At 69.3% G+C, this 20450-nt stretch carries 16 protein-coding genes; 12 read left to right on the forward strand and 4 right to left on the reverse strand.

Annotated features, from left to right (window positions below):
- Positions 1–62: 62 nt before the first annotated feature.
- Positions 63–1763, reverse strand: coding sequence for a cytochrome c oxidase subunit I (ctaD, locus tag AB0B91_RS00750; protein ID WP_358312743.1), 1701 nt, complete (start codon positions 1761–1763; stop codon positions 63–65).
- A gap of 210 nt (positions 1764–1973) precedes the next feature.
- On the opposite strand from ctaD, the gene AB0B91_RS00755 reads away from it, so the two are divergent.
- A complete protein-coding gene (locus tag AB0B91_RS00755; RefSeq protein ID WP_358312746.1) occupies positions 1974–2801 on the forward strand; it encodes a TIGR03619 family F420-dependent LLM class oxidoreductase in 828 nt (275 codons plus the stop codon).
- 39 nt (positions 2802–2840) lie between these two features.
- Positions 2841–3461 carry a hypothetical protein gene (locus AB0B91_RS00760; RefSeq protein WP_358312750.1) on the forward strand — a complete coding sequence of 207 codons (621 nt, stop codon included), beginning with the start codon at positions 2841–2843 and terminating at the stop codon, positions 3459–3461.
- A gap of 242 nt (positions 3462–3703) precedes the next feature.
- Here AB0B91_RS00760 and AB0B91_RS00765 read toward each other — a convergent pair whose 3' ends face one another.
- A complete protein-coding gene (locus tag AB0B91_RS00765; RefSeq protein ID WP_358312753.1) occupies positions 3704–4687 on the reverse strand; it encodes a hypothetical protein in 984 nt (327 codons plus the stop codon).
- A 180-nt stretch (positions 4688–4867) separates the two neighbouring features.
- Here AB0B91_RS00765 and AB0B91_RS00770 point away from each other — a divergent pair, with 180 nt between their 5' ends.
- Positions 4868–6073: an aminotransferase class I/II-fold pyridoxal phosphate-dependent enzyme gene (locus tag AB0B91_RS00770; protein WP_358312756.1), complete on the forward strand. Its 1206-nt coding sequence runs from the start codon at positions 4868–4870 to the stop codon at positions 6071–6073.
- A gap of 46 nt (positions 6074–6119) precedes the next feature.
- Here the strand turns inward: AB0B91_RS00770 and AB0B91_RS00775 are convergent, their stop codons facing one another.
- Complete coding sequence (locus AB0B91_RS00775) at positions 6120–6701, reverse strand: hypothetical protein (RefSeq protein WP_358312759.1); 582 nt, start codon at positions 6699–6701, stop codon at positions 6120–6122.
- Positions 6702–6753: 52 nt separating this feature from the next.
- Between AB0B91_RS00775 and AB0B91_RS00780 the strand changes: the two genes are divergently transcribed.
- The 9 genes from AB0B91_RS00780 (at position 6754) to AB0B91_RS00820 (ending at position 18679) form a co-directional block, all read left to right on the forward strand.
- Positions 6754–8115, forward strand: coding sequence for an FAD-linked oxidase C-terminal domain-containing protein (locus tag AB0B91_RS00780; protein WP_358312827.1), 1362 nt, complete (start codon positions 6754–6756; stop codon positions 8113–8115).
- Positions 8116–8287: 172 nt separating this feature from the next.
- Positions 8288–10699: a protein kinase gene (locus AB0B91_RS00785; protein ID WP_358312831.1), complete on the forward strand. Its 2412-nt coding sequence runs from the start codon at positions 8288–8290 to the stop codon at positions 10697–10699.
- Positions 10700–10784: 85 nt separating this feature from the next.
- Positions 10785–11417 (forward strand): TetR/AcrR family transcriptional regulator, encoded by a 633-nt coding sequence (locus AB0B91_RS00790; protein WP_358312834.1) that lies wholly within the window; start codon positions 10785–10787, stop codon positions 11415–11417.
- Positions 11418–11470: 53 nt separating this feature from the next.
- A complete protein-coding gene (locus AB0B91_RS00795; protein ID WP_358315649.1) occupies positions 11471–13003 on the forward strand; it encodes a carboxyl transferase domain-containing protein in 1533 nt (510 codons plus the stop codon).
- The gene (locus tag AB0B91_RS00800) at positions 13000–14856 is read left to right on the forward strand and encodes a biotin carboxylase N-terminal domain-containing protein (protein ID WP_358312889.1); all 1857 of its coding nucleotides are present in this window, start codon (positions 13000–13002) and stop codon (positions 14854–14856) included. The genes AB0B91_RS00795 and AB0B91_RS00800 overlap by 4 nt, the downstream gene beginning before the upstream one ends.
- On the forward strand, positions 14853–15635 hold the full coding sequence (locus tag AB0B91_RS00805; protein ID WP_358312892.1) for an enoyl-CoA hydratase-related protein: 783 nt from the start codon (positions 14853–14855) through the stop codon (positions 15633–15635). The genes AB0B91_RS00800 and AB0B91_RS00805 overlap by 4 nt, the downstream gene beginning before the upstream one ends.
- A complete protein-coding gene (locus AB0B91_RS00810) occupies positions 15632–17338 on the forward strand; it encodes an acyclic terpene utilization AtuA family protein (protein WP_358312894.1) in 1707 nt (568 codons plus the stop codon). Before AB0B91_RS00805 ends, AB0B91_RS00810 begins: the two co-directional genes overlap by 4 nt.
- A 79-nt stretch (positions 17339–17417) precedes the next feature.
- Complete coding sequence (locus AB0B91_RS00815; RefSeq protein ID WP_358312896.1) at positions 17418–17546, forward strand: hypothetical protein; 129 nt, start codon at positions 17418–17420, stop codon at positions 17544–17546.
- Complete coding sequence (locus tag AB0B91_RS00820) at positions 17546–18679, forward strand: methyltransferase domain-containing protein (protein ID WP_358312898.1); 1134 nt, start codon at positions 17546–17548, stop codon at positions 18677–18679. Before AB0B91_RS00815 ends, AB0B91_RS00820 begins: the two co-directional genes overlap by 1 nt.
- A 68-nt stretch (positions 18680–18747) precedes the next feature.
- Here the strand turns inward: AB0B91_RS00820 and AB0B91_RS00825 are convergent, their stop codons facing one another.
- The gene (locus tag AB0B91_RS00825; RefSeq protein ID WP_358312901.1) at positions 18748–20400 is read right to left on the reverse strand and encodes a hypothetical protein; all 1653 of its coding nucleotides are present in this window, start codon (positions 20398–20400) and stop codon (positions 18748–18750) included.
- Positions 20401–20450 lie beyond the last annotated feature (50 nt).

A 20450-nucleotide genomic window follows, 5' to 3' on the forward strand; every position in this document is an offset into this window, starting at 1 on the left:
ACAAGCACCACGACCTGCTTCGGAGAAGGCCCGGCTTTGCCGGCCTTGGTGGCAGGTACCGGTCAGCCGGGCTTCTCCTCGGTTTCCTTGTCTTCGAGTTCCTCCTCGGGCTTGTCTTCGAGTTCTTCCGCAGGCAGGTGGGGATAGTGCAGATCGAACGCGGGCCGTTCCGACCGGATGGGCGGCAGGAAGGTGAAGTTGTGCCGGGGCGGCGGGCAGGAAGTCGCCCACTCCAGCGAGTTGCAGAAGCCCCACGGGTCGTCGAGCGTCACCTTGGGCGCCCGCCTGGCCGTCTTCCAGACGTTGTACAGGAACGGCAGCGTGGAGGCGCCGAGCAGGAACGCCCCGACGGACGAGATCTCGTTCAGCCCCGTGAAGCCGTCGGCCACGCTGTAGTCGGCGTACCGCCTGGGCATGCCGATCGCCCCCAGCCAGTGCTGGATCAGGAACGTGGTGTGGAACCCGATGAACAGCGTCCAGAAATGCACCTTCCCCAGCCGGTCGTCGAGCATCCGCCCGGTCATCTTCGGCCACCAGAAGTAGAACCCGGAGAACATGGCGAACACCACGGTCCCGAACACCACGTAATGGAAGTGCGCGACGACGAAATACGTGTCGCTGATGTGGAAGTCGAGCGGCGGCGACGCCAGGATGACCCCGGTCAGGCCACCCAGCAGGAACGTCACGAGAAACCCGATCGCGAACAGCATCGGCGTCTCGAAGCTGAGATGGCCCCGCCACATCGTGCCGATCCAGTTGAAGAACTTCACCCCGGTCGGCACCGCGATGAGGAACGTCATGAACGAGAAGAACGGCAGCAGCACCTGACCCGTGGGGAACATGTGGTGCGCCCACACGGTCATCGACAGTCCGGCGATCGCGATCGTCGCCCCGACCAGCCCCCCGTACCCGAAAATCGGCTTGCGGCTGAACACCGGGATCACCTCGGTGATGATCCCGAAGAACGGCAGCGCGATGATGTACACCTCGGGATGCCCGAAGAACCAGAACAGGTGCTGCCAGATCAACGCCCCGCCGTTGGCGGCGTCGAAGACGTGCGTGCCGAACTTGCGATCCGATTCGAGCACCAGCAGCGCGGCGGCCAGCACGGGGAACGCCATGAGCACGAGCATGCTGGTCAGCAGCGTGTTCCAGGTGAACAGCGGCATCCGGAACATCGTCATGCCGGGCGCCCGCAGCCCGATGATCGTGGTGATGAAGTTGACCGAGCCGAGAATGGTCCCGAGTCCCGACAGCGCGAGCCCCATGATCCACAGGTCGCCGCCCATGTGCGGCGTATAAGTGGCGGTGGACAACGGCGTATAGGCGAACCAGCCGAACTCGGCGGCCCCACCCGGCGTGATGAATCCGGCCAGCACGATCAGCCCGCCGAACAGGAACATCCAGTAGGCGACCGCATTGAGCCGGGGAAACGCGACGTCAGGCGCGCCGATCTGCAAGGGCATCACCACATTGGCGAATCCCGCGAACAGCGGCGTGGCGAACAACAACAGCATGATCGTGCCGTGCATGGTGAACAGCTGGTTGTAGAGCTGCTGGCTCACGACTTGCATCCCCGGCTGCGCCAATTCAGCCCTGATCACCATGGCCATGACACCCGCGACGAGGAAGAACACGAACGAGGTGATCAGATAGAGATACCCGATGACTTTGTGGTCGGTCGTCGACAGCCAGGACACGATGACGGTCCCGATGCGCCGGCGCCTGACCTGCTCGATCGAGGTCTCGCGAACAGTCGTCACGAGTGCTCCCTCCTATGCGGAGTGTGGCCTGCCCCCGATCCTCCAATTCCACGCCAACGATTGCCATACGGGAAGCAATTCTTCAACATTCGTCGCACACGTCTTTGCCTGGCGCGCCTTTTCCGGTCCGTACGGCATGCATGTCACGCATGGAACCCATGCGAGATCGTCTGTGGTGGATCGACCCCCACTCCCCTAGCCTTTCGCAATATGTCCCCCTCTATCGGCCTGCACATGCCGAATGGCTTCGCCGCCGCCGACCGCCAGGGTGCCGCCCGCGTGGCGAAGCTGGCCGAAAGCCTCGGCTACGAGTCGTTGTGGACCGCCGACCACGTCGTCCTGCCCAGCCCCCGCGTGGACGGGTCCCCTCTGGAGCCGGACGCGCCACTCCTGGACGCCGTGGTCTCGCTGGCCTTCCTGGCCGCCCACACCGAGCGCATCCTGCTGGCCACCGGCATCATCGTCCTCCCCCAGCGCGACCCGCTGGTCCTCGCCAAGCAGCTCGCCAGCGTGGACGTCCTCAGCGGCGGACGGCTGATCTTCGGCGTGGGCGCGGGCTACCTGGAGCCCGAACTGCGCGCCCTGGGCGTCCCCATGCCCGACCGGGGCTCCCGCGTCGAGGAGCACCTGGCGGCCATCCGCTCCCTCTGGCAGGACGACAAGCCCGCCTTCGACGGCCGGCACGTCTCCTTCAAGGACGTGGACGCCTACCCCCGCCCCCTCCAGCGCCCGGTCCCCGTCGTCATCGGCGGCCACACCCCGGCCGCCCACCGCCGAGCCGCCGCACTGGCCGACGGCTGGTACGGCTGGATGCTGGGTCTGCGCGGCACGGCCGCCCAGTTGGAGTCACTCAGGGCCGTGTCGACCAGACCCCTGCACATCTCGGTGACCCCGGCCCGCCGCCTCGACGCCGCCACCGTCCAGGCGTACGCCGACCTGGGCGTGGACCGGCTCATCGTGGCCACTCCTCCGGGCCTGTCCTTAGCAGAGCTGGAAACCTTCGTCCAGCAAAACGCCCCAGCCGAATTCCTCACTTAAGTCCCGAACCTTTCCCCGCTCGCCGGCATCCAACTCCGCATGAACACAAAGAAGATCACCCTGTTGACCGGCGGCGCACTGATTACGGCCCTGCTGTTTCCGCCGGCGGCGGCACTGGCCGCGCCGTCGATCCCGAAGAACTTCCTCCTGTACGAAAAGGAGGCCCGTAAGGACACCAAGCATGAGCACTGGCTCCTCAACGAGGGCAGCAATCTGATCGAGGTGGAAAACATCCAGTGCTCGAACGCCAAGCTGAAGAAGGACTGGATCGCCCGCCGCGACCTCACCTATGACCCGCGAATGGACGGTGACGAGAAGCGCAGCACCGAACGCGGCGAGCAGGTCTTCCTCTTCGCGAAGGCTGCCGCCGCCGAGAAACTGCTGACCGAGTTCCGCACCCGCCTGACCAAGTGCGGCAATCTGGTCAAGGTAATCGACCCGAAAATCGGTGACGACTCGGTGGGCGCCTCAAGGGCCACCAAGAAGACGAAGTCCAATCCCGTACCCCAGACCCAGCAGTTCGTCGCGGTACGCAAGGGTGCGGCTGTGGCTATTTATTGGGACCTGCACAACGACGCCCCGGCTATCAGAACCCTGACCAAGCACCAGGCGGACGCCACGAAGATGGCCGCCAAGCTCTGCAGCATCGGCGGCTGCTGACTCAACGACCACCTGGCGTCGCCACGAGGTCGTAAGGTGGGCGGGCGTCAATCACCGCCCTCCACAGGCCTTCGAGCGGACCGCCTTGATCACGCATAAAGAGTTGCTTTCTCATCTCGGGCAGCTTCATCCGGTAGCGGTTCGATCAACTCCGAGCCGCTGCCGCTGCTGTGCCCAGGGCGCAGGACTGCTCTCGGTCCGTCACCTGGGCGTGAGCACTCGAGCAGATCCGCATGGGTCCTCTACCGCGCTATGGCTTGTAGGTCCCAGATATTGATTCGGCCGTCCCGGCCCGCGCTCAAAGCGACGTGGTGCCCATTGAGGATGGCGGTCTGGACCGTTTCAACGCTTCCCCCGTGGCCGATCAGAGTATCGCCGAGCTGCGTGCCGGTCGCCAGATCCCAGAGACGCACTGTCGCGTCGTCGCCCCCGCTCACTGCCAGGACACGCTCGTCGATCACGGCCGTGTCCACAGCGAGGACGGCGTCCTCATGGCCGGTCAGCGGGTCATGGATGGGATCGTCCCCGTGCTCGTCGGCCAGGCTCCACACGTGGATCTCGTCCTCGATCCCCGCCACCAGGAGCGGGTCACCAGCCAGCTTCGTCAACGAGACGGCCAGTACACGTTTCTCGTCGGTGTCGAACGTCCGCACTTCCCCACCCGCCGGCAGACCCCACACCGCCGCCCCTTCGTCCATCCCACCCGCCGCCGCCAGCGAGAAGCCAAGGCCGTGTGAGGCAGTGAGGCAGGCGATGCGACCGACCTCGTTGAGCAGTTCCACGGGCGCCTCCGCGGACGGCCCCCATACCAGGATCTCTTCCGCGTACTGCGTGGCGCTCACGAACAGCGGCGACCCTTCGCCTCGTACCTCGGTGATGGCCGCAAGATAGGGGTCATCGAAACGTGCGCCCCGGATCAGTTCGCCGCTCTCCAAGTCCCAGAAGGCGACTCCCTGTTCGTCGCCTCCCGCCGCCAGAACCACGCGGCCGCCGGACATGACCGCGGCTACCGAATGAATGTCGTTCGCAGCATCGGGATACTGGGCGGCCAGCGGGTCCCCACCGCAGGCGAAGGCCAGCGGCCGCTCCTGCCACACATCTCGCAGGGGATCCCAGGTCCACACTCCTCCGTAATTGGAGTCGGCGCAGACCACGAGCGGCCCAGCCGCGGTCTCGACCAACGTGAAGTTCATGATCCGGGACGAGGAGGGCACTTCGCTGCTCAACATCGCTGATCGCGCACGCATGCCGCGAAGCTATAGTCCAAGATCCTCTCCTGCAGGCGTTCCCCCAAATAACGGACGTCCTTTCTGCGCCGCCGGGCATCCATATCGCGGACCGATTCCTGCTCAGGGCCGTACGTCTTCTATCCTTCGTATCCGACCCGATCGGAGGAGCAGATACCAGTGAACGCTCAGCGCGACTACGCCGACCTCGTCCAGCGTGGCCTTTCGCTCGACCTGACCCGGGGGAAGCCGTCGCCGCGACAGCTGGATCTCGCCAATGACATGCTCAAACTGCCGACGTCCTACAAGGCGGCGGACGGCACCGATGGGCGTAACTACGGCAACCTGCAGGGGCTGGCGGAGCTGCGGGAGCTGTTCGGCCCGTTGCTGCAGGTGCCCGCCGAGCAGTTGGTCGTCGGCGGCAACTCCAGTCTTGCCGTGATGCACGACACGATCGTGCACGCGCTGCTCACCAAGGTCCCCGGGGCCGAGCGGCGGTGGGTGGAGGAGCCGGAGATCACGTTCCTGTGCCCGGTGCCGGGATATGACCGGCATTTCACGATCTGCGAGCGGTTCGGGATCAAGATGGTGCCCGTGCCGATGAACGGCGAAGGCCCCGACATGGACGTCGTCGAGCGACTCGTCGCCGAGGACGCGAGTGTCAAGGGCATCTGGTGTGTGCCGAAGTACAGCAACCCGTCCGGTGTCACCTACAGCGACGAGACCGTCCGGCGGCTGGCCGCCATGTCCACTGCGGCGCCTGATTTCAGGATTTTCTGGGACAACGCCTATGCGGTCCACCACCTCACCGACACGCAGGCCGAGCTCGCCGACCTCCTGTCCCTGTGCGCTGAGCACGGCAACACCGACCGGACCTTCGTGTTCGGCTCCACGTCCAAGGTCACGATGGCGGGCAGCGGGGTGTCGTTCTTCGGCTCCTCGCCGGCGAACGTCAAGTGGTTCCTGGCCAACACCGCCAAGCAGTCCATCGGGCCCGACAAGCTCAACCAGCTGCGGCACGTCGAGTTCCTGCGCGACGCCGAGGGTGTGGCCGCGCACATGCGCAAGCACGCCGAGCTCGTGTGGCCCAAGTTCGAGCTCGTCGACCGGGTGCTGGCCAAGGAGCTCGGCGACCTCGGCACCTGGACGAGCCCGCAGGGCGGCTACTTCATCAGCCTTGAGGTGTCGCATGCCGGCGAGGTGGTGGCCAGGGCCAAGGCGGCCGGGATCGCGCTGACCCCGGCGGGCGCCACCCACCCCTACGGCCAGGACCCCGACGACCGGACGATCCGGATCGCCCCCACCTATCCCGACCTGGACGAGCTGGAGCAGGCCATCACCGGCCTGGCCGTCTGCGTCCGCGCGGTGGCCGAAGAGCGCGCCTGACACCCATCCAGTGACTTCCGGTACGGCCCACCTGCCGTACCGGAAGTCACTGCGAGGCGGTCCGGCTCTGGCGGAAGCCGAAGATGTACTCACGGGTCTCGCTGGGGTGGAACGACACCCCGACCCCCGGCTCGTAGGCCACGTTGTCCCGCGCGCAGTAACGCAGGCTCTCCCACACCGCGAGCGCCTGGACCCGGGCCGGGGCCTCGGCCAGGTCGCGCTTGCGCGCCCCGTACGACCCCAGCACGAACAGCAGCCCGAACCCCCAGAACAACCCCGTCAGGCAGAACGGCGCGAGGAGCACCTCGGTCCAGTTCGCGTCCTTGCCCATCGCGATCACCAGCGCGACCACGAGGTGGACCAGGGCGGCGACGCCGAGCAGGATGTACCCCTGGTTCCTGGTCCATGCCGTGAAGTGGCGGCTGGGGAACGACAGCCAGACCGCCAGCTGCGTACGGCTCATGAGATGTTTCGAGGCGCCGAGCGAGGCCGCCATCGGCAGGTCCACGATGTCGCGCGTGCCGGCCATCCGGACGCGGCCGATCCGGTAGGTGGTGCCCGCCGCCACCACTCCAGGGACCGCGGAGACCTGGTCAGATTGGCTGCATACCGGGCACATCACTTCCACCTGGGCAGTCTGGCCTTTAGCCGCGGTAGGCGCAAACCGTAAGGTTTCCCATGTGAGACCTCTTGATGCCTTGGTGGACGCCCTGCCTGAGGGCCGTGTCCTGACCGACTCCGACGTGATCGACTCCTACGCCCGCGACCGGACGTTCCTCGAACCCGGTAAGCCGCTGGCCGCGGTGCTCGCCACCTCGCGTGACGACGTGGTCACGACGCTCAGGTGGGCGACCGAGCACCGGGTCCCTGTGGTGCCGCGCGGCGGCGGTACGGGACTGGCGGGCGCCGCCACCGCCGGCGATGGGTCGGTGATCCTCTCGCTGGCCAGGATGACGGCGATCAGGGAGCTCTCCCCCGCCGACGAGATCGCCGTGGTCGAGCCCGGCGTGATCACCGCCGACCTCGACCGGGCGGCCAGGGAGCACGGGCTGATGTACGCGCCCGACCCGTCGTCGTACGAGATCTCCACGATCGGCGGCAACCTGGCGACCAACGCCGGCGGGCTGCGCTGCGTGAAGTACGGCGTCACCCGCGACTCCGCGCTCGGCCTGGAGGTGGTGCTGGCCGACGGCCGGATACTCCAGACGGGCCGCCGCACGATGAAGGGCGTCACCGGGTACGACCTGACCGGGCTGTTCGTCGGCTCGGAAGGCACGCTCGGCGTGATCACCGCGGCGACGGTACGGCTGCGCAGGGCGCCCGCGGCGCCGCCGGCCACGTTCGCGGCGGAGTTCGGCTCGCTGCGTGAGGCGGGTGCGGCCGTGTCGGCGATCATGGCCGCCGGATGCCAGCCGTCGCTGATGGAGCTGCTCGACCGGGCGACACTGGAGGCGATCGACGACTGGCGCAACATCGGCCTGGAGCCGGGGACGATGGCCATGCTGATCGGCCAGTCCGACGCGTCGGACAGCGAGGCCGTCGTCAAGCGCATGGAGCAGCTGTGCGTCGACAACGGCTCGTCGTTCGTGGCGGTCTCCTCCAGCCCGCAGGAGACCGAGGAGCTGATCGGGCTGCGCAGGATGGCCTACGACGCCAAGGAGCGCCTCGGCGCGTGCCTGGTGGAGGATGTCTGCGTGCCGCGTTCGGTGCTGCCCGACATGATCATGGCGATCGAGGCGGCCGCCGTACGGCATGGTGTGAGGATCGCCACAGTCGCGCACGCGGGTGACGGGAACCTGCACCCGGTCTTCATCTTCGAGCACGGTACGGTCGAGCCGCCGCCCGAGGTGTGGGCCGCGGCGGACGACGTTTTCAAGCACGCTCTGCAGCTCGGCGGCACGCTGACCGGCGAACACGGGGTCGGCCTGCTCAAGCGGCGCTGGCTCGCGCTGGAGACCGGACCGGTGGCCCAGGAGATGCAGCAGGGCATCAAGGCGGTGTTCGATCCGCTCGGCCTGCTCAACCCGGGCAAAGCGATCTGAGTTCACCAAGCCGTGACCTAGCAGGGTCAATGTGGACACGACCTGCCCGAAAACACTGACATGTCGCGTCAAAAGGGGAAACATCTGACAGGTCTGGGCAACGCCCCAAGGGTCACGCTGGTAGCTTTTGCCCCATCTATCGTTTTGTTATGCGAGGTCTTGGGGGTACAGCGTGAATCAGCACCAGCCGTTGGCGGCGGACGACCCGCGGCGGCTGGGGGCCTATGACCTCGTCGCCCGGCTTGGTGAGGGCGGCCAGGGAATCGTGTACCTCGGCCAAAGTGACACCGGCGAGCAGGTGGCGGTCAAACTGCTGCACAACGCGCTGGTGGCCGACGCCGAGGCCAGGACCAGGTTCCTGCGCGAGGTTTCGGTCGCGCAGCGGGTGGCCAGGTTCTGCACGGCTCCGGTGCTGCACGCCGACCTTGAGGGCAGCCGGCCGTACATCGTGAGCGAGTACGTGCCGGGGCCGTCCCTGCGGGAGATGGTGATCAACGAGGGCCCGCGCCGGGGAGCGGCGCTGGAGCGGCTCGCGATCAGTACGGCGACCGCGCTGGCGGCCATCCACCGGGCCGGCATCCTGCACCGCGACTTCAAGCCCGCGAACGTCCTCATGGGGCCCGAGGGTCCCGTCGTGATCGACTTCGGCATCGCCAGGGCGCTGGACTCCCCTGGGGCGACGGCGACGGGCATGGCCATGGGGACGCCGTCGTACCTGGCGCCCGAGCAGCTCAGCGGAGCCGCTGTGTCCGAGGCGGCGGACGTGTTCGCCTGGGGCGTCACGATGGTGTTCGCGGCGACGGGCAAGCCCGCCTTCGGCGCCGACTCGATTCCCGTGGTGATGAACCGGATCCTGAACGAGGAGCCGGAGCTGGGCGCGATGGAGGGTGCGCTGGGCGAGCTGGTGGCGGCGTGCCTGTCCAAGGACCCGTCGCAGCGGCCCAGCGCGGACGAGCTGATCGTGCGCCTGACGGGGCAGCCGGCGCCTCCGGCGGCCGTGGACCCGTTGACCACGGGTGCCCGGATGAGCGCCGTCGCGGGCGCCCAGGCGGGTACGGGGCCGCAGCCGGGAGCCAACCCGCAGGACTCCTACCCCGGCCCTTGGATGCAGCCCGGCTCCGCCTCCCAGCCCGTTCAGACGGGTCAGATCGGCCATTTCGGCCACCCCGGCGCGACGAAGAGCGGCGCCCCGGCCCCCATGGCGGCGGCAGGCGGCCCCTCGACGACCGGCCCGGCCGCCGCACCTGGAACGCCGCACGGCACCGGCCCGACCGGCCCTGGGATGCCCGGCGGCGGCCAGGGCATGCCCGCCGGTTCGGCTGGGATGCCTGGCAACCCGCCGAACGTTCAAAGCGGCCCGCACGGGACTGCGCCGAGCGGTCAGAGCGGGCCGTACGCCAACACGCCGGGCGGCCAGGGCGGCCCCCAGGGCAGCGCTCCGGGCGGGCAGGGCGGACAGTACGGCCAGGGCGGCCAGGGCGGCCCGCAGGGCAGCGGGCCGAGCGGCCAAGGCATGCCTCCCGGAAGCCAGGGAGCACCCAACGGTCCGACGATGCGGCAGGGCCCCATGCCCCAGGGAGCGGGCGCTCCGGGGCAGCCTATGGGCGGCGTGCCGGCACAGGGCGGCGCTCCGGGGTTCGGCGCGGGCGGCCCGGCATACGGCCCCGGCGGTCGCGGGCCAAACGCGGGTGGTCCAGGCGGTCCGGGGCAGGGGCCGCAGGCGGCTGACGCCGGTTCGGCGAAGCAGCGCCGTACCCTGACCTTCGCCCTGACCGGCGCGGCCGCGGCGGCCCTGCTGGTCGTGGGTGGCGCGGTCGTGGTGCAGGCCAACAGCAACCCCGCGCAAAAGGTCATCAACGTGGAAGCCGCCTCCGAAGCCACCCCCACCGACGGCTCAGGCGCCGGCCAGCCGGTCGAGCCGCCCCTGACGGAGGACAGCCCGGTCGTCTCCCAGCCGGTCCCGACCCTGGAAGAGCCGGAGCCCACGAAGACCAAGACCAAGGAGCAGGTGATCCAGGACCCGAGCAACCAGGTCCCGGTCACCGTCCCCACGGTCCCGCAGACGTCGAGGCCCACGACCCACAAGCCGGAGCCGAAGCCCACGACCAAGCCCACCAAGGCCAAGCCCACCGACATGGTGGACCCGGACCCCGATCCCACGACCAAGCCCACCGAGGGTCCGACCGAGAGCCTCCCCCAGCCGACCGCCACCAAGACGAAGACCACCCCCAAGCCGACGGTGAAGCCGACCGTCCAGCCCAAGCCCAACCCCTACAACGCGACGGCGGTCTGCGGCTCCGGCTACAGGGTGATCGACAGCCACGCACTAGGCAGCTCTGCGACGATCTACCTGCTGTACGGCAACGGCAAGAACTGCGTGGTGACGATGTCCAAGCTGGTGTATCCCGGCAAGGTCTCGATGAACGCCACGCTCCAGGTCCAGAACGGTGGCAGCGGCGGCAACCCGGGCAAGTTCACCGCCTACGCGGGCCCGGTCAGAGTCGCGGCCGTCAAGAAGTGCGTGATCTGGGGCGGATCCTGGGGAACCGCGTCCTGGAAGTCCGGCTGGAGCCACTGCACCTGACATAGCCGAATCAAGCCCTCCACGACGGAAAGGATCGTCGCGGAGGGCTTTTCGCGTGCCAGGGCGGCGGGTTACGCTAGTTGACGTGATCGTCAAGTCCGAGCTCACCGCGCGAGGCCGGCGTACGAGGGACGCGCTCGTGCGGGCGGGCCGGGACGCGTTCGACGAGCACGGCTACGAATCCGTGCGCATCGACGACGTCTGCGCGCGGGCCGGGGTCTCGCACGGCACGTTCTACACCTACTTCGACTCCAAGGAAGCGCTGTTCGGCGAGGTGGCGGCGGCGGTGGTCGGGGAGATGTTCACGGCCAGCGTCGTGGGTCCCGGCGTGCCCGGCGACCCGTACGCGCGGATCGAGGCGGCCAACCGGCTCTACCTGCGTGCCTGGGCGGCCAACTCGCGGCTGGTCCGGATGCTCGAACAGGCCGCCACGGCCGAGGAGAGCCTGCGCGGGCTGCTTCTGGAACTGCGCGAGGTGTTCGTACGACGCGGCGCCGAGGGGCTCAGGCGGCTGCAGGAGCAGGGTCTGGCCGACCCTGCGCTCGATCCCCGGCTGACGGCCGTCATGCTGGGCGGGATGGTGGAGCACTTCGCCCACGTCTGGCTTGACCTGGGCGAACGCGCGGACGAGCGGACGGCCGTGGAGCTGCTCACCAAGCTCTGGGCCAGGGCCATCGGGTTGACGTCGGCGTCAGGTTGGCAACAGGAGGGCGTGTGATCCGGAGCAGGCTCGATCCCAGCGGCGCCGACTATCGGGAGCGGCGCGCGGCGATGCTGGGCAAGCTGGAAGAGCTCGACGCCGAGCAGGCCAAGGCGGTCGCGGGCGGCGGCGACAAGTACGTGCAGCGGCACCGGAGACGAGGCAAGCTGCTGGCCCGCGAGCGGATCGAGCTGCTCGTCGATCCCGACTCGCCGTTCCTGGAGCTGTCGCCGCTGGCCGCGTGGGGCAGCGATTTCCCGGTGGGCGCCAGCGTGGTCACCGGGATCGGGGTGATCGAGGGCGTCGAGTGCGTGATCACCGCGAACGATCCCACGGTCAGGGGCGGCGCGTCGAACCCGTGGACGCTCAAGAAGTCGCTCAGGGCCGCCGACATCGCGCTGAGCAACCGCCTGCCGTACGTCAATCTGGTGGAGAGCGGTGGCGCGGACCTGCCGACGCAGAAGGAGATCTTCATCCCGGGCGGGCGGATATTTCGTGACCTGACGCGAATGTCGGCAGCGGGGGTGCCGACGATCGCGCTCGTGTTCGGCAACTCCACGGCCGGCGGGGCCTATGTGCCCGGGATGAGCGACTACGTGGTGATGGTGAAGGAGCGGGCCAAGGTGTTCCTCGGCGGACCGCCGCTGGTCAAGATGGCGACCGGCGAGGAGTCCGACGACGAGTCGCTCGGCGGGGCCGGTATGCATGCCCGCACCAGCGGCCTGGCCGACTACCTGGCCCTCGACGAGCACGACGCGCTGCGGATCGGGCGGCAGATCGTCCGGTCGCTGAACTGGCGCAAGCTCGGCACCGCCCCGCTGACCGTACAAGAGCCCGGATATCCGGCGGAGGAGCTCCTCGGGATCGTGCCGCAGGATCTGAAGGTGCCGTTCGACCCGCGCGAGGTGATCGCGCGGATCGTGGACGGGAGCGACTTCGAGGAGTTCAAGCCGCTGTACGGGGCCTCGCTGGTGACGGGGTGGGCGCGGCTGCACGGCTATCCGGTCGGGATCCTGGCCAACGCGCGAGGGGTGCTGTTCAGTGAGGAATCGCAGAAGGCGACCCAGTTCATCCAGCTCGCGAACCAGTCGCGTACTCCGCTGCTGTTCCTCCAGAACACCACCGGTTACATGGTCGGCAAGGACTACGAGCAGGGCGGCATCATCAAGCACGGCGCGATGATGATCAACGCGGTGTCGAACTCGACCGTGCCGCACCTCACCGTGGTGATGGGCGCCTCCTACGGAGCCGGCAACTATGGGATGTGCGGCCGGGCCTATGATCCGCGGTTCCTGTTCGCGTGGCCGAGCGCCAAGTCCGCGGTGATGGGGCCCGCCCAGCTCGCCGGGGTGCTGTCGATCGTCGGGCGGGCGTCCGCCGAGGCCCGGGGCCAGGTGTACGACGAGGAGGGCGACGCGGCCATGCGGGCCATGGTGGAAGCGCAGATCGAGGCGGAGTCGCTGCCGTTCTTCCTGTCGGGGCGGCTCTACGACGACGGGGTGATCGATCCGCGCGACACCAGGACCGTGCTGGGGCTGTGCCTGTCGGCGATCAACAGTGCCGCGGTGCCCGAGGCGGCGGGATTCGGGGTGTTCCGCCCGTGATCACCCGTCTGCTCGTCGCGAACCGGGGCGAGATCGCCCGGCGCGTCTTCCGCACCTGCCGGTCGCTCGGCATCGAGACCGTGGCCGTCTTCTCCGACGCCGACGCCGGGTCACCGCACGTGGCCGAGGCCGATTTCGCGGTACGGCTGCGCGGTGCCAAACCCGCGGACACCTACCTGGACATCGAGCGGATCGTGGCGGCCTGCCAGGCGGCGGGCGCCGACGCCGTGCACCCGGGATATGGGTTCCTGTCCGAGAACGCGGACTTCGCCCAGGCCGTGCTGGATGCCGGGGTGGTGTGGGTCGGCCCGCCGCCGGAGTCCATCGCGGCCATGGGGTCGAAGATCGAGGCCAAGCGGCTGATGAGCGAGGCCGGAGTGCCGGTGCTGCCATCGTTGTCGGCGGCCGTCACGGAGTTTCCCGTACTGGTGAAGGCGTCCGCCGGTGGCGGTGGGCGGGGCATGCGGGTGGTGCGCGACGCCGGCGAGCTCGATCGGGAGATCGCGTCGGCGCGGCGCGAGTCCGAGGCGGCGTTCGGTGACGGGACCGTGTTCGTCGAGCCGCTGCTCGAAGGGGCCAGGCACGTCGAGGTGCAGGTCCTGGCCGACCGCCACGGGACCGTGTGGGCGCTCGGCGAGCGGGAGTGCAGCATCCAGCGGCGGCACCAGAAGGTCGTGGAGGAGTGCCCCTCGCCGGGCATCACCCAGCGGATCAGGGACGAGCTCTGCGCGGCGGCGGTCAGAGCGGCCAGGAAGATCGGGTACGTCGGCGCCGGCACCGTGGAGTTCCTGGTCAAGGGGGATCAGGTGGCGTTCCTGGAGATGAACACCCGGCTCCAGGTCGAGCATCCGGTCACCGAGCTGGTCTACGGGGTCGATCTGGTGCGGCTGCAGATCGAGGTGGCTGAGGGGAAGGCTCTGTCCGGCTCCGCGCCCGTGCCCAAGGGGCATGCGGTCGAGGTGCGGTTGTACGCGGAGGACGGGGACTATCTTCCTCAGACAGGGACGTTGCGCCGCTTCGAGGTGCCCGGGGACGTACGGGTTGATTCGGGGGTGGAGGCCGGGTCGGTCGTCTCCCCTCACTACGACGCGATGCTCGCCAAGGTGGTCGCTCATGGCTCGTCTCGGGAGGAGGCGGTACGGAAGCTGACGACGGCGCTGCGACACGCACAGATCCACGGCCTCACCACCAACCGCGATTTGTTGCTGAAGGTACTGAAAAATCGGGATTTCAGGGCAGGCGACACGCATACCGGATTCCTCGACGAGCACGACCTGAGCGGCACCGGCCCCATCGACGAGCTGGCCGTGCTGGCCGCCGCCCTGGCGCAGGCCGCCGCCAACCGGGCCGCCGCGCCGGTCCTGCGCAGCCTGCCCTCCGGCTGGCGGAATGTCCGATCGCAGCCCCTGCGGGCCGTCTTCCACGAGGCCGAGGCCGTTTACCAGCCGCTCCCCGACGGCATCGAGTTGATCACCGCAGAGCCGTCCAGGATCGTCCTGGAACGTGGCGGCGTACGGCATGCGTTCGAGATCGCCCACTACGACGGGAAGGTCTGCGTCGACTCCCCCAGCGGCTCCGTCGAGCTGACGCCCGCGCCCCGCCTGCCCGAGCCCGTCGAGCAGGTCGCGCCCGGCTCCCTCCTCGCCCCCATGCCGGGTAGCGTGCTGCGGGTCGAGGTCGAGCCGGGTGACCGCGTGGTGAAGGGCCAGGCGGTGCTGGTGCTGGAGGCGATGAAGATGGAGCATCAGATCGCCGCGCCCGCCGACGGGGTCGTCTCCGGCGTACACGTCGAGAAGGGGCAGCAGGTCGAGGCGGGAGCCGTGCTGGCGATCATCCAGGAGGGGAACGCATGACGAGCCTGGTCCACAAGGAGCTGGCCGGCGGCATCGCGACGATCACGCTGGACTCGCCGCCCAACCGGAACGCGCTGTCCGTACGGCTGCTCGGCGACCTCGAACGGCGGCTGAACTGGGCGCTGACCGAGCCGGACGTGCGGGTGATCGTGCTGACCGGCGCGGGCCCGGTGTTCTGCTCGGGCGCCGACCTGAAGGAGCAGCGCGTCGAGCCGGCTTCGGGGGTCGGCGACGCACCGGTGACGGCGTCGTTCCCGGAGATACTCGCGCTGATCTGGGAGAGCCCGAAACCGGTCATCTGCCGCCTCAACGGCACGGCACGCGCAGGCGGGCTCGGCCTGGTGGCCGCGTGCGACTTCGCGATCGCGCCGGTGACGGCCTCCTTCGCGTTCTCGGAGGTACGGCTCGGCGTCGTGCCCGCCATGATCTCCGTGCCGGTCCTGCGCCGGCTCGATCCCCGGGCCGCCGCCGAATACTTCCTGACCGGCGAGGTGTTCGACGCGGCCAGGGCGGTCGAGATCGGGCTGCTGACGCGGGCCGTGCCCGCCGAGGAGCTCGACGCGGCGGTGCGGCACTACGCCGGAATGCTGCTCAAGGGCGGTCCGGAGGCGCTGGCCATCACGAAACGGCTGGTCAGGGACCTGCCGGGGGTGTCGTTCGAGGAGGGGCTGCGGCAGATGAGCGCGCTCTCCGCCCAGCGCTTCACCTCCGAGGAGGGCCAGGAGGGCATCGCGGCCTTCATGGAGAAGCGCCCGGCCAAGTGGGTTCCCGGCACATGACATTGCGCATCGCCAACTGCAGTGGCTTCTACGGTGACCGGCTGTCGGCCGCGCGGGAGATGGTCGAGGGCGGGCCGATCGACGTGCTCACGGGCGACTGGCTGGCGGAGCTGACCATGCTCATCCTGGCCGGGAACCGCCTCAAGGGCCGCCCCGGCTACGCGCCGACGTTCCTGGCGCAGCTCGAAGAGGTCCTGGCCACTTGTCTCGATAAAGGCATAAAAATCGTGACAAATGCCGGCGGGCTGGATCCGGCCGGGTGCGCCGCCGCCGTACACGAGCTCGCCGCCCGCCTCGGTCTGTCCCCCAGGGTCGCCCACGTCACCGGCGACGACCTCATCGGCCGCGACCTGGACCTGACCAACGCCGACACCGGCGAGAAGGCGCCTGCCCCACCCCTGACCGCGAACGCCTACCTGGGCGGGCGCCCGATCGCGACGGCCCTGTCGGCGGGCGCCGACGTCGTGGTGACGGGCCGCGTCACGGACGCCGCCCTGGTGACGGGCCCCGGCATCTGGCGGTACGGCTGGGGGCCCGGCGACCTCGATCCCCTGGCGGGCTCGGTGGTCGCGGGCCACATCATCGAGTGCGGCTGCCAGGCCACGGGCGGCAACTACGCGTTCTTCCAGGACGTACCGGATCTGGCGCACTGCGGCTTCCCCATCGCCGAACTGCACGCCGACGGCTCCTCGGTGATCACCAAGCACCCGGGGACGGGCGGCCTGGTCTCGATCGGCACGGTGACGGCCCAGCTCGTCTACGAGATCGCCGGGCCCCGCTACCTCGGGCCGGACGTGGTGGCCCGCTTCGACACCATCACCCTGTCGGACGACGGCCCCGACCGGGTCCGCGTCTCGAACGTACGCGGTGAGCCGCCGCCCGGCACGCTCAAGGTCGCGGTGAACTACCTGGCCGGATACCGCAACACGATGACGCTGGTGCTGACGGGCCTGGACCTCGAGGCCAAGGCCCGCCTGGCGGAGGAGGCACTCTGGGCCAGGATCCCCCGGGAGTCGTTCGACTCGGTGGACGTCACGCTGGAGGACGGGGGGCTGCTGCGGATCACGGTGATGGACGCCGACCAGCGCCGCGCCGGCCGGGCCTTCTCCTCAGCCGTGGTGGAGACGGGGCTGGCCAGCTACCCCGGCTTCTACGGCCTCACCCCGCCGGGCAACGCGTCGCCGTACGGGGTGTATTGGCCGGTCCTGGTACCGGCCTCGGAGGTGCGTCCCCGCGTCTTTCTGGACGGAGAGGAGGTGCCGCTGCCCGTGGACGACGAGCAGGCGCCATCGTTCGCGGACCGCGAGGAGATACCCCCACCCGCGCAAGCACAGCGAGCCACCAACATGGGGGCCTCGGACGTTCCGCTCACTGTTCGCACCCCGCTGGGCCGCATCGCGGGCGCCCGCTCGGGAGACAAAGGCGGCAACGCCAACCTGGGCGTCTGGGTCGACACGGCGGAGCGGTACGACTGGCTGGCGGCGCACCTGACGACGGACCGCCTCAAGGAGCTCCTCCCCGGCCTGGCCGCCTACCGGATCACCCGCTACGAGCTGCCGAACCTCCACGCGCTCAACTTCGTCGTCCACGGCCTGCTGGGCAGGGGTGTGGCGGCGAGCCCCCGCATGGATCCCCAGGCCAAGGCCCTCGGCGAGCAGCTACGCGTCCAGCCGATCGACGTACCGGCGACGCTGCTGCCCTGATGGCGGAATCCGCTTGTCTGGTCTCAGTCTGTAGTCGTACGGTTACGACGGGATGGCCAGTCCGGAGAAGGAGATCAACGTGGGCAAGCACGAAGACCCTAAGAGCCCCAAGGACGAGCCGTTCAAGCCCGATCCCGGAGGCAACTTCGACCAGCTGCGCAAGCCCGGCGGCTCACATGCCGAGGACCCTGAAGACGGCCAGAAGTAATGGACGACGACACCATTCAGCGGATCGAGCGACTGATCGATCACGCCGACGTGTGCGGGGACATCGGGCAGCCCGTCAAGGCGGCGATCCGCGCGGTGCCCCGCCACCTGTTCATCCCAGCCGTGGCGCTGGCCGCCGCAGACGAAGACGAGCCGTTCATCATCGACTGTGATGCCGATCCCGGCCGGTGGTGGGAGACCGTCTACTCCAAGCACTCGATCGTCACCCAGCTCGACGACGGCAAGACCGACATCAGGGCCGCGTCCAGGCAGTACACGTCGTCGTCCTCGGCTCCCAGCACAGTCGCGCACCTGCTGGAGCTCCTGGACCCCGACCCTGGCAATCGGATCCTGGAAATCGGCACCGGCACCGGCTGGACAGCCGCCCTGCTGTCTCACCTGGTCGGCGAGCAGGGCAGCGTGACGTCGATCGAGGTGGATGCCGCCGTCGCCGAGCGAGCCGCCAAGAACCTCGCCGCCGCCGGGGTGCAGCCGCGCCTGATCACCGGCGACGGGGCCGACGGCCTGCCTGACGGCGGCCCCTATGACCGGGTGCATGTCACCTGCGGCATCCACACCGTGCCCTACGCCTGGGTCGAGCAGTCCCGGCCCAGTGCGGTGATCGTGGCTCCGTACTGCCCCGGCTTCGGCACCGACCACGCGCTTCGGCTGGTGGTCGGTCCGGACGGTACGGCGACCGGCCGCTTCCCGGGGTTCGCCTCGTACATGATGATGCGCTCTCAGCGCCCAGCCGAACTCAGCGACGTCGACCCCGCGACCGCTCGCGAGTTCCAGACCAGGATCGATCCGCGCGCCATCGCTCACGCCCCTGCCGGAGCCGACTTGGCGATCTCGGCGCTGACCGGGCTCCGCTCCGCCACCTACCGGCGTGATGACTTCTTCCGCATGTGGGTGATCGGCGGCAGCGACCAGTGGGCGGCGGCGACCTGGGAACCGAAGCGTGAGGAGTACGAGGCCTTCCAGATCGGCGACCGGGCCGTATGGCAGGAGGCCGTGGACGCCTATTTCCAGTGGGTGAGCTGGGGTGAGCCCGGTCGTGACCGCTTCGGGATGACGGTCACCCCCGAGGGCCAGCGCATCTGGCTGGACACACCAGAGCGTGTCGTGGGCTGACCCGTAGGATCCCAGTTTCCGTGACGGATTCCCTGTGCCCGGCCCGATGGCCGGGCATGGCCGTCAGCTCACTCGACCATGATCTGATGGGTGGCCTTGGCCGGGCCGGCCGCGGCGTCCCCTGACCACAACGCGAGGTAGCTGTACCTGCCGGCGATGGCGGGCGTGTCGGTGAATGTGTACGTGCCGTCGGCGTTCACCCTTACCGGCGGGAGCTTGACGGCCTTACCGCTGGTGCCCTTGACGTACAGGGTGCGCTGCACGGTGAGCGTGGACCCCGGAGAGGGCGGCCTGCCGCCCGCCGTCAGGACGCCGCTCAGCTCCACGGCCGTGCCGGCGACGCCGGACTGCGGCCCTGTCAGGGTGAGCGTGGCTTCGTGCTTGACCGTCACGGTGACGGAGGCGCTGCTGCGGCGGTGGCCGTCGTCGCCGTCCCAAAACACCCAGTAGATCACCTCGCCGACGTACGGCGGCAGCTCGAAGACGGGCGTGTCCTGGAAGGTGAACGTGCCGTCCTGCCGCGTCGTCACGCCGGTGATCGGCAGTTTCGTCCAGCCGGGCAGGTACTGGATCACCGTGAGCGACTTGAGCCCGAGCGCCTCGCCGTCGGCGCGGGTGAGCCGCCCCTCGACGGTGATCGGCGAGCCAGCGTACGCATCCGCGGGGGCCGTCACCGTGAGCTTGGTGGCCGGTAGCGCGACGCCCGTCACCCGCCACAGCAGCAGCCGATCCGTGGAGCTGCGCAGCAGCGCGAAGACGTCCGTGCCGGAGAACGCGACGCCGTCCGGGAGCAGTTCGGCGTCCGGCTGGTCGGCCGCGAACAGCTCCGCGCCCGTCGCGGCGTCGTAGAGGGTGAGGTCGGTGCTGCCCCACTGGCGTCCGGCCGCGACGTACGCGCCGTCCGAGCCGAGCGCCACGGCGGACGGGTACCCGTCCCAGCCGTCGCCGTAGGTGCCGGTCGCCGCCAGGGTCCTGGTGTCGTACCTGGTGAAGTGACCGGGGGTGTCGGCCGCGGCGAACAGGGTGGTGCCGTCGGAGGTCAGGGCGAGGTCGCGCAGGTAGTCCATGCGCCACTGCTTGCCGTCGATCGTGCCGCGCAGCTCCGGGGTGCCGCCGCCGACGTCGTATACCAGCATGTCGGCGTGGTGCAGCCTGGTTCGGCCGGCCACGAGCGTGTCGCCGGCGGCCGCGAGCACGGGAGCGCGCAGGTGCTCGCCCCCGACCGCCACGGGCGCCGGTGTGGCCGCGCTCAGATCCAGGCTGACGACGCCGCCAGGGCCGTTGTCGCACCCGTGCCCCACCCACAGCCGCTCGCCCAGCAATGCCAGGGTGGACGGGCATGGGTGGGCCGACAGGTCGATCCGCCGGATGACGGCGAGGCTCGCGGTGTCGATCTCGGCCACCTCGTTCGAGCCGGTGAGCGCCGCGTACAGGCGGGTGTCGTCCGCGTTCATGGCCAGCTCGCGGACGCCGGACAGGCCGGTGACGACGCCGCCGGTGAGGTTTCCTTCGGTGTCGGCCACGATGATCCGGTCGTCGGCGGGGACGAACACCTGGCCGCCGCCGACGGCCAGGTCGGCGGTGTAGGAGTCGAAGGTCACCCCGAGGTCGGTCGTGGTGTCGGCCGCCGAGGCGGCGGGGGCCGCGACAGTGAGCAGGCCGGTGATCAGGCCGGCGGCGCCGCAGTAAGCGGCTAATCGGCGAGCCAGTCGGTGGCGCACGAGGACCTCCTAGATAAATGGGAACATACGTTCTAATAACGTCTCATGGG

Source organism: Nonomuraea sp. NPDC049141, assembly GCF_040648415.1.
Classification (GTDB): domain Bacteria; phylum Actinomycetota; class Actinomycetes; order Streptosporangiales; family Streptosporangiaceae; genus Nonomuraea.

Coding starts and splice junctions, on each gene's coding strand:
- AB0B91_RS00810 (WP_358312894.1), top strand. CDS start 15,632: ATGACATTGCGCATCGCCAACTGCAGTGGCTTCTACGGTGACCGGCTG.
- AB0B91_RS00795 (WP_358315649.1), top strand. CDS start 11,471: ATGCTGGGCAAGCTGGAAGAGCTCGACGCCGAGCAGGCCAAGGCGGTC.
- AB0B91_RS00805 (WP_358312892.1), top strand. CDS start 14,853: ATGACGAGCCTGGTCCACAAGGAGCTGGCCGGCGGCATCGCGACGATC.
- AB0B91_RS00760 (WP_358312750.1), top strand. CDS start 2,841: ATGAACACAAAGAAGATCACCCTGTTGACCGGCGGCGCACTGATTACG.
- AB0B91_RS00820 (WP_358312898.1), top strand. CDS start 17,546: ATGGACGACGACACCATTCAGCGGATCGAGCGACTGATCGATCACGCC.
- AB0B91_RS00755 (WP_358312746.1), top strand. CDS start 1,974: ATGTCCCCCTCTATCGGCCTGCACATGCCGAATGGCTTCGCCGCCGCC.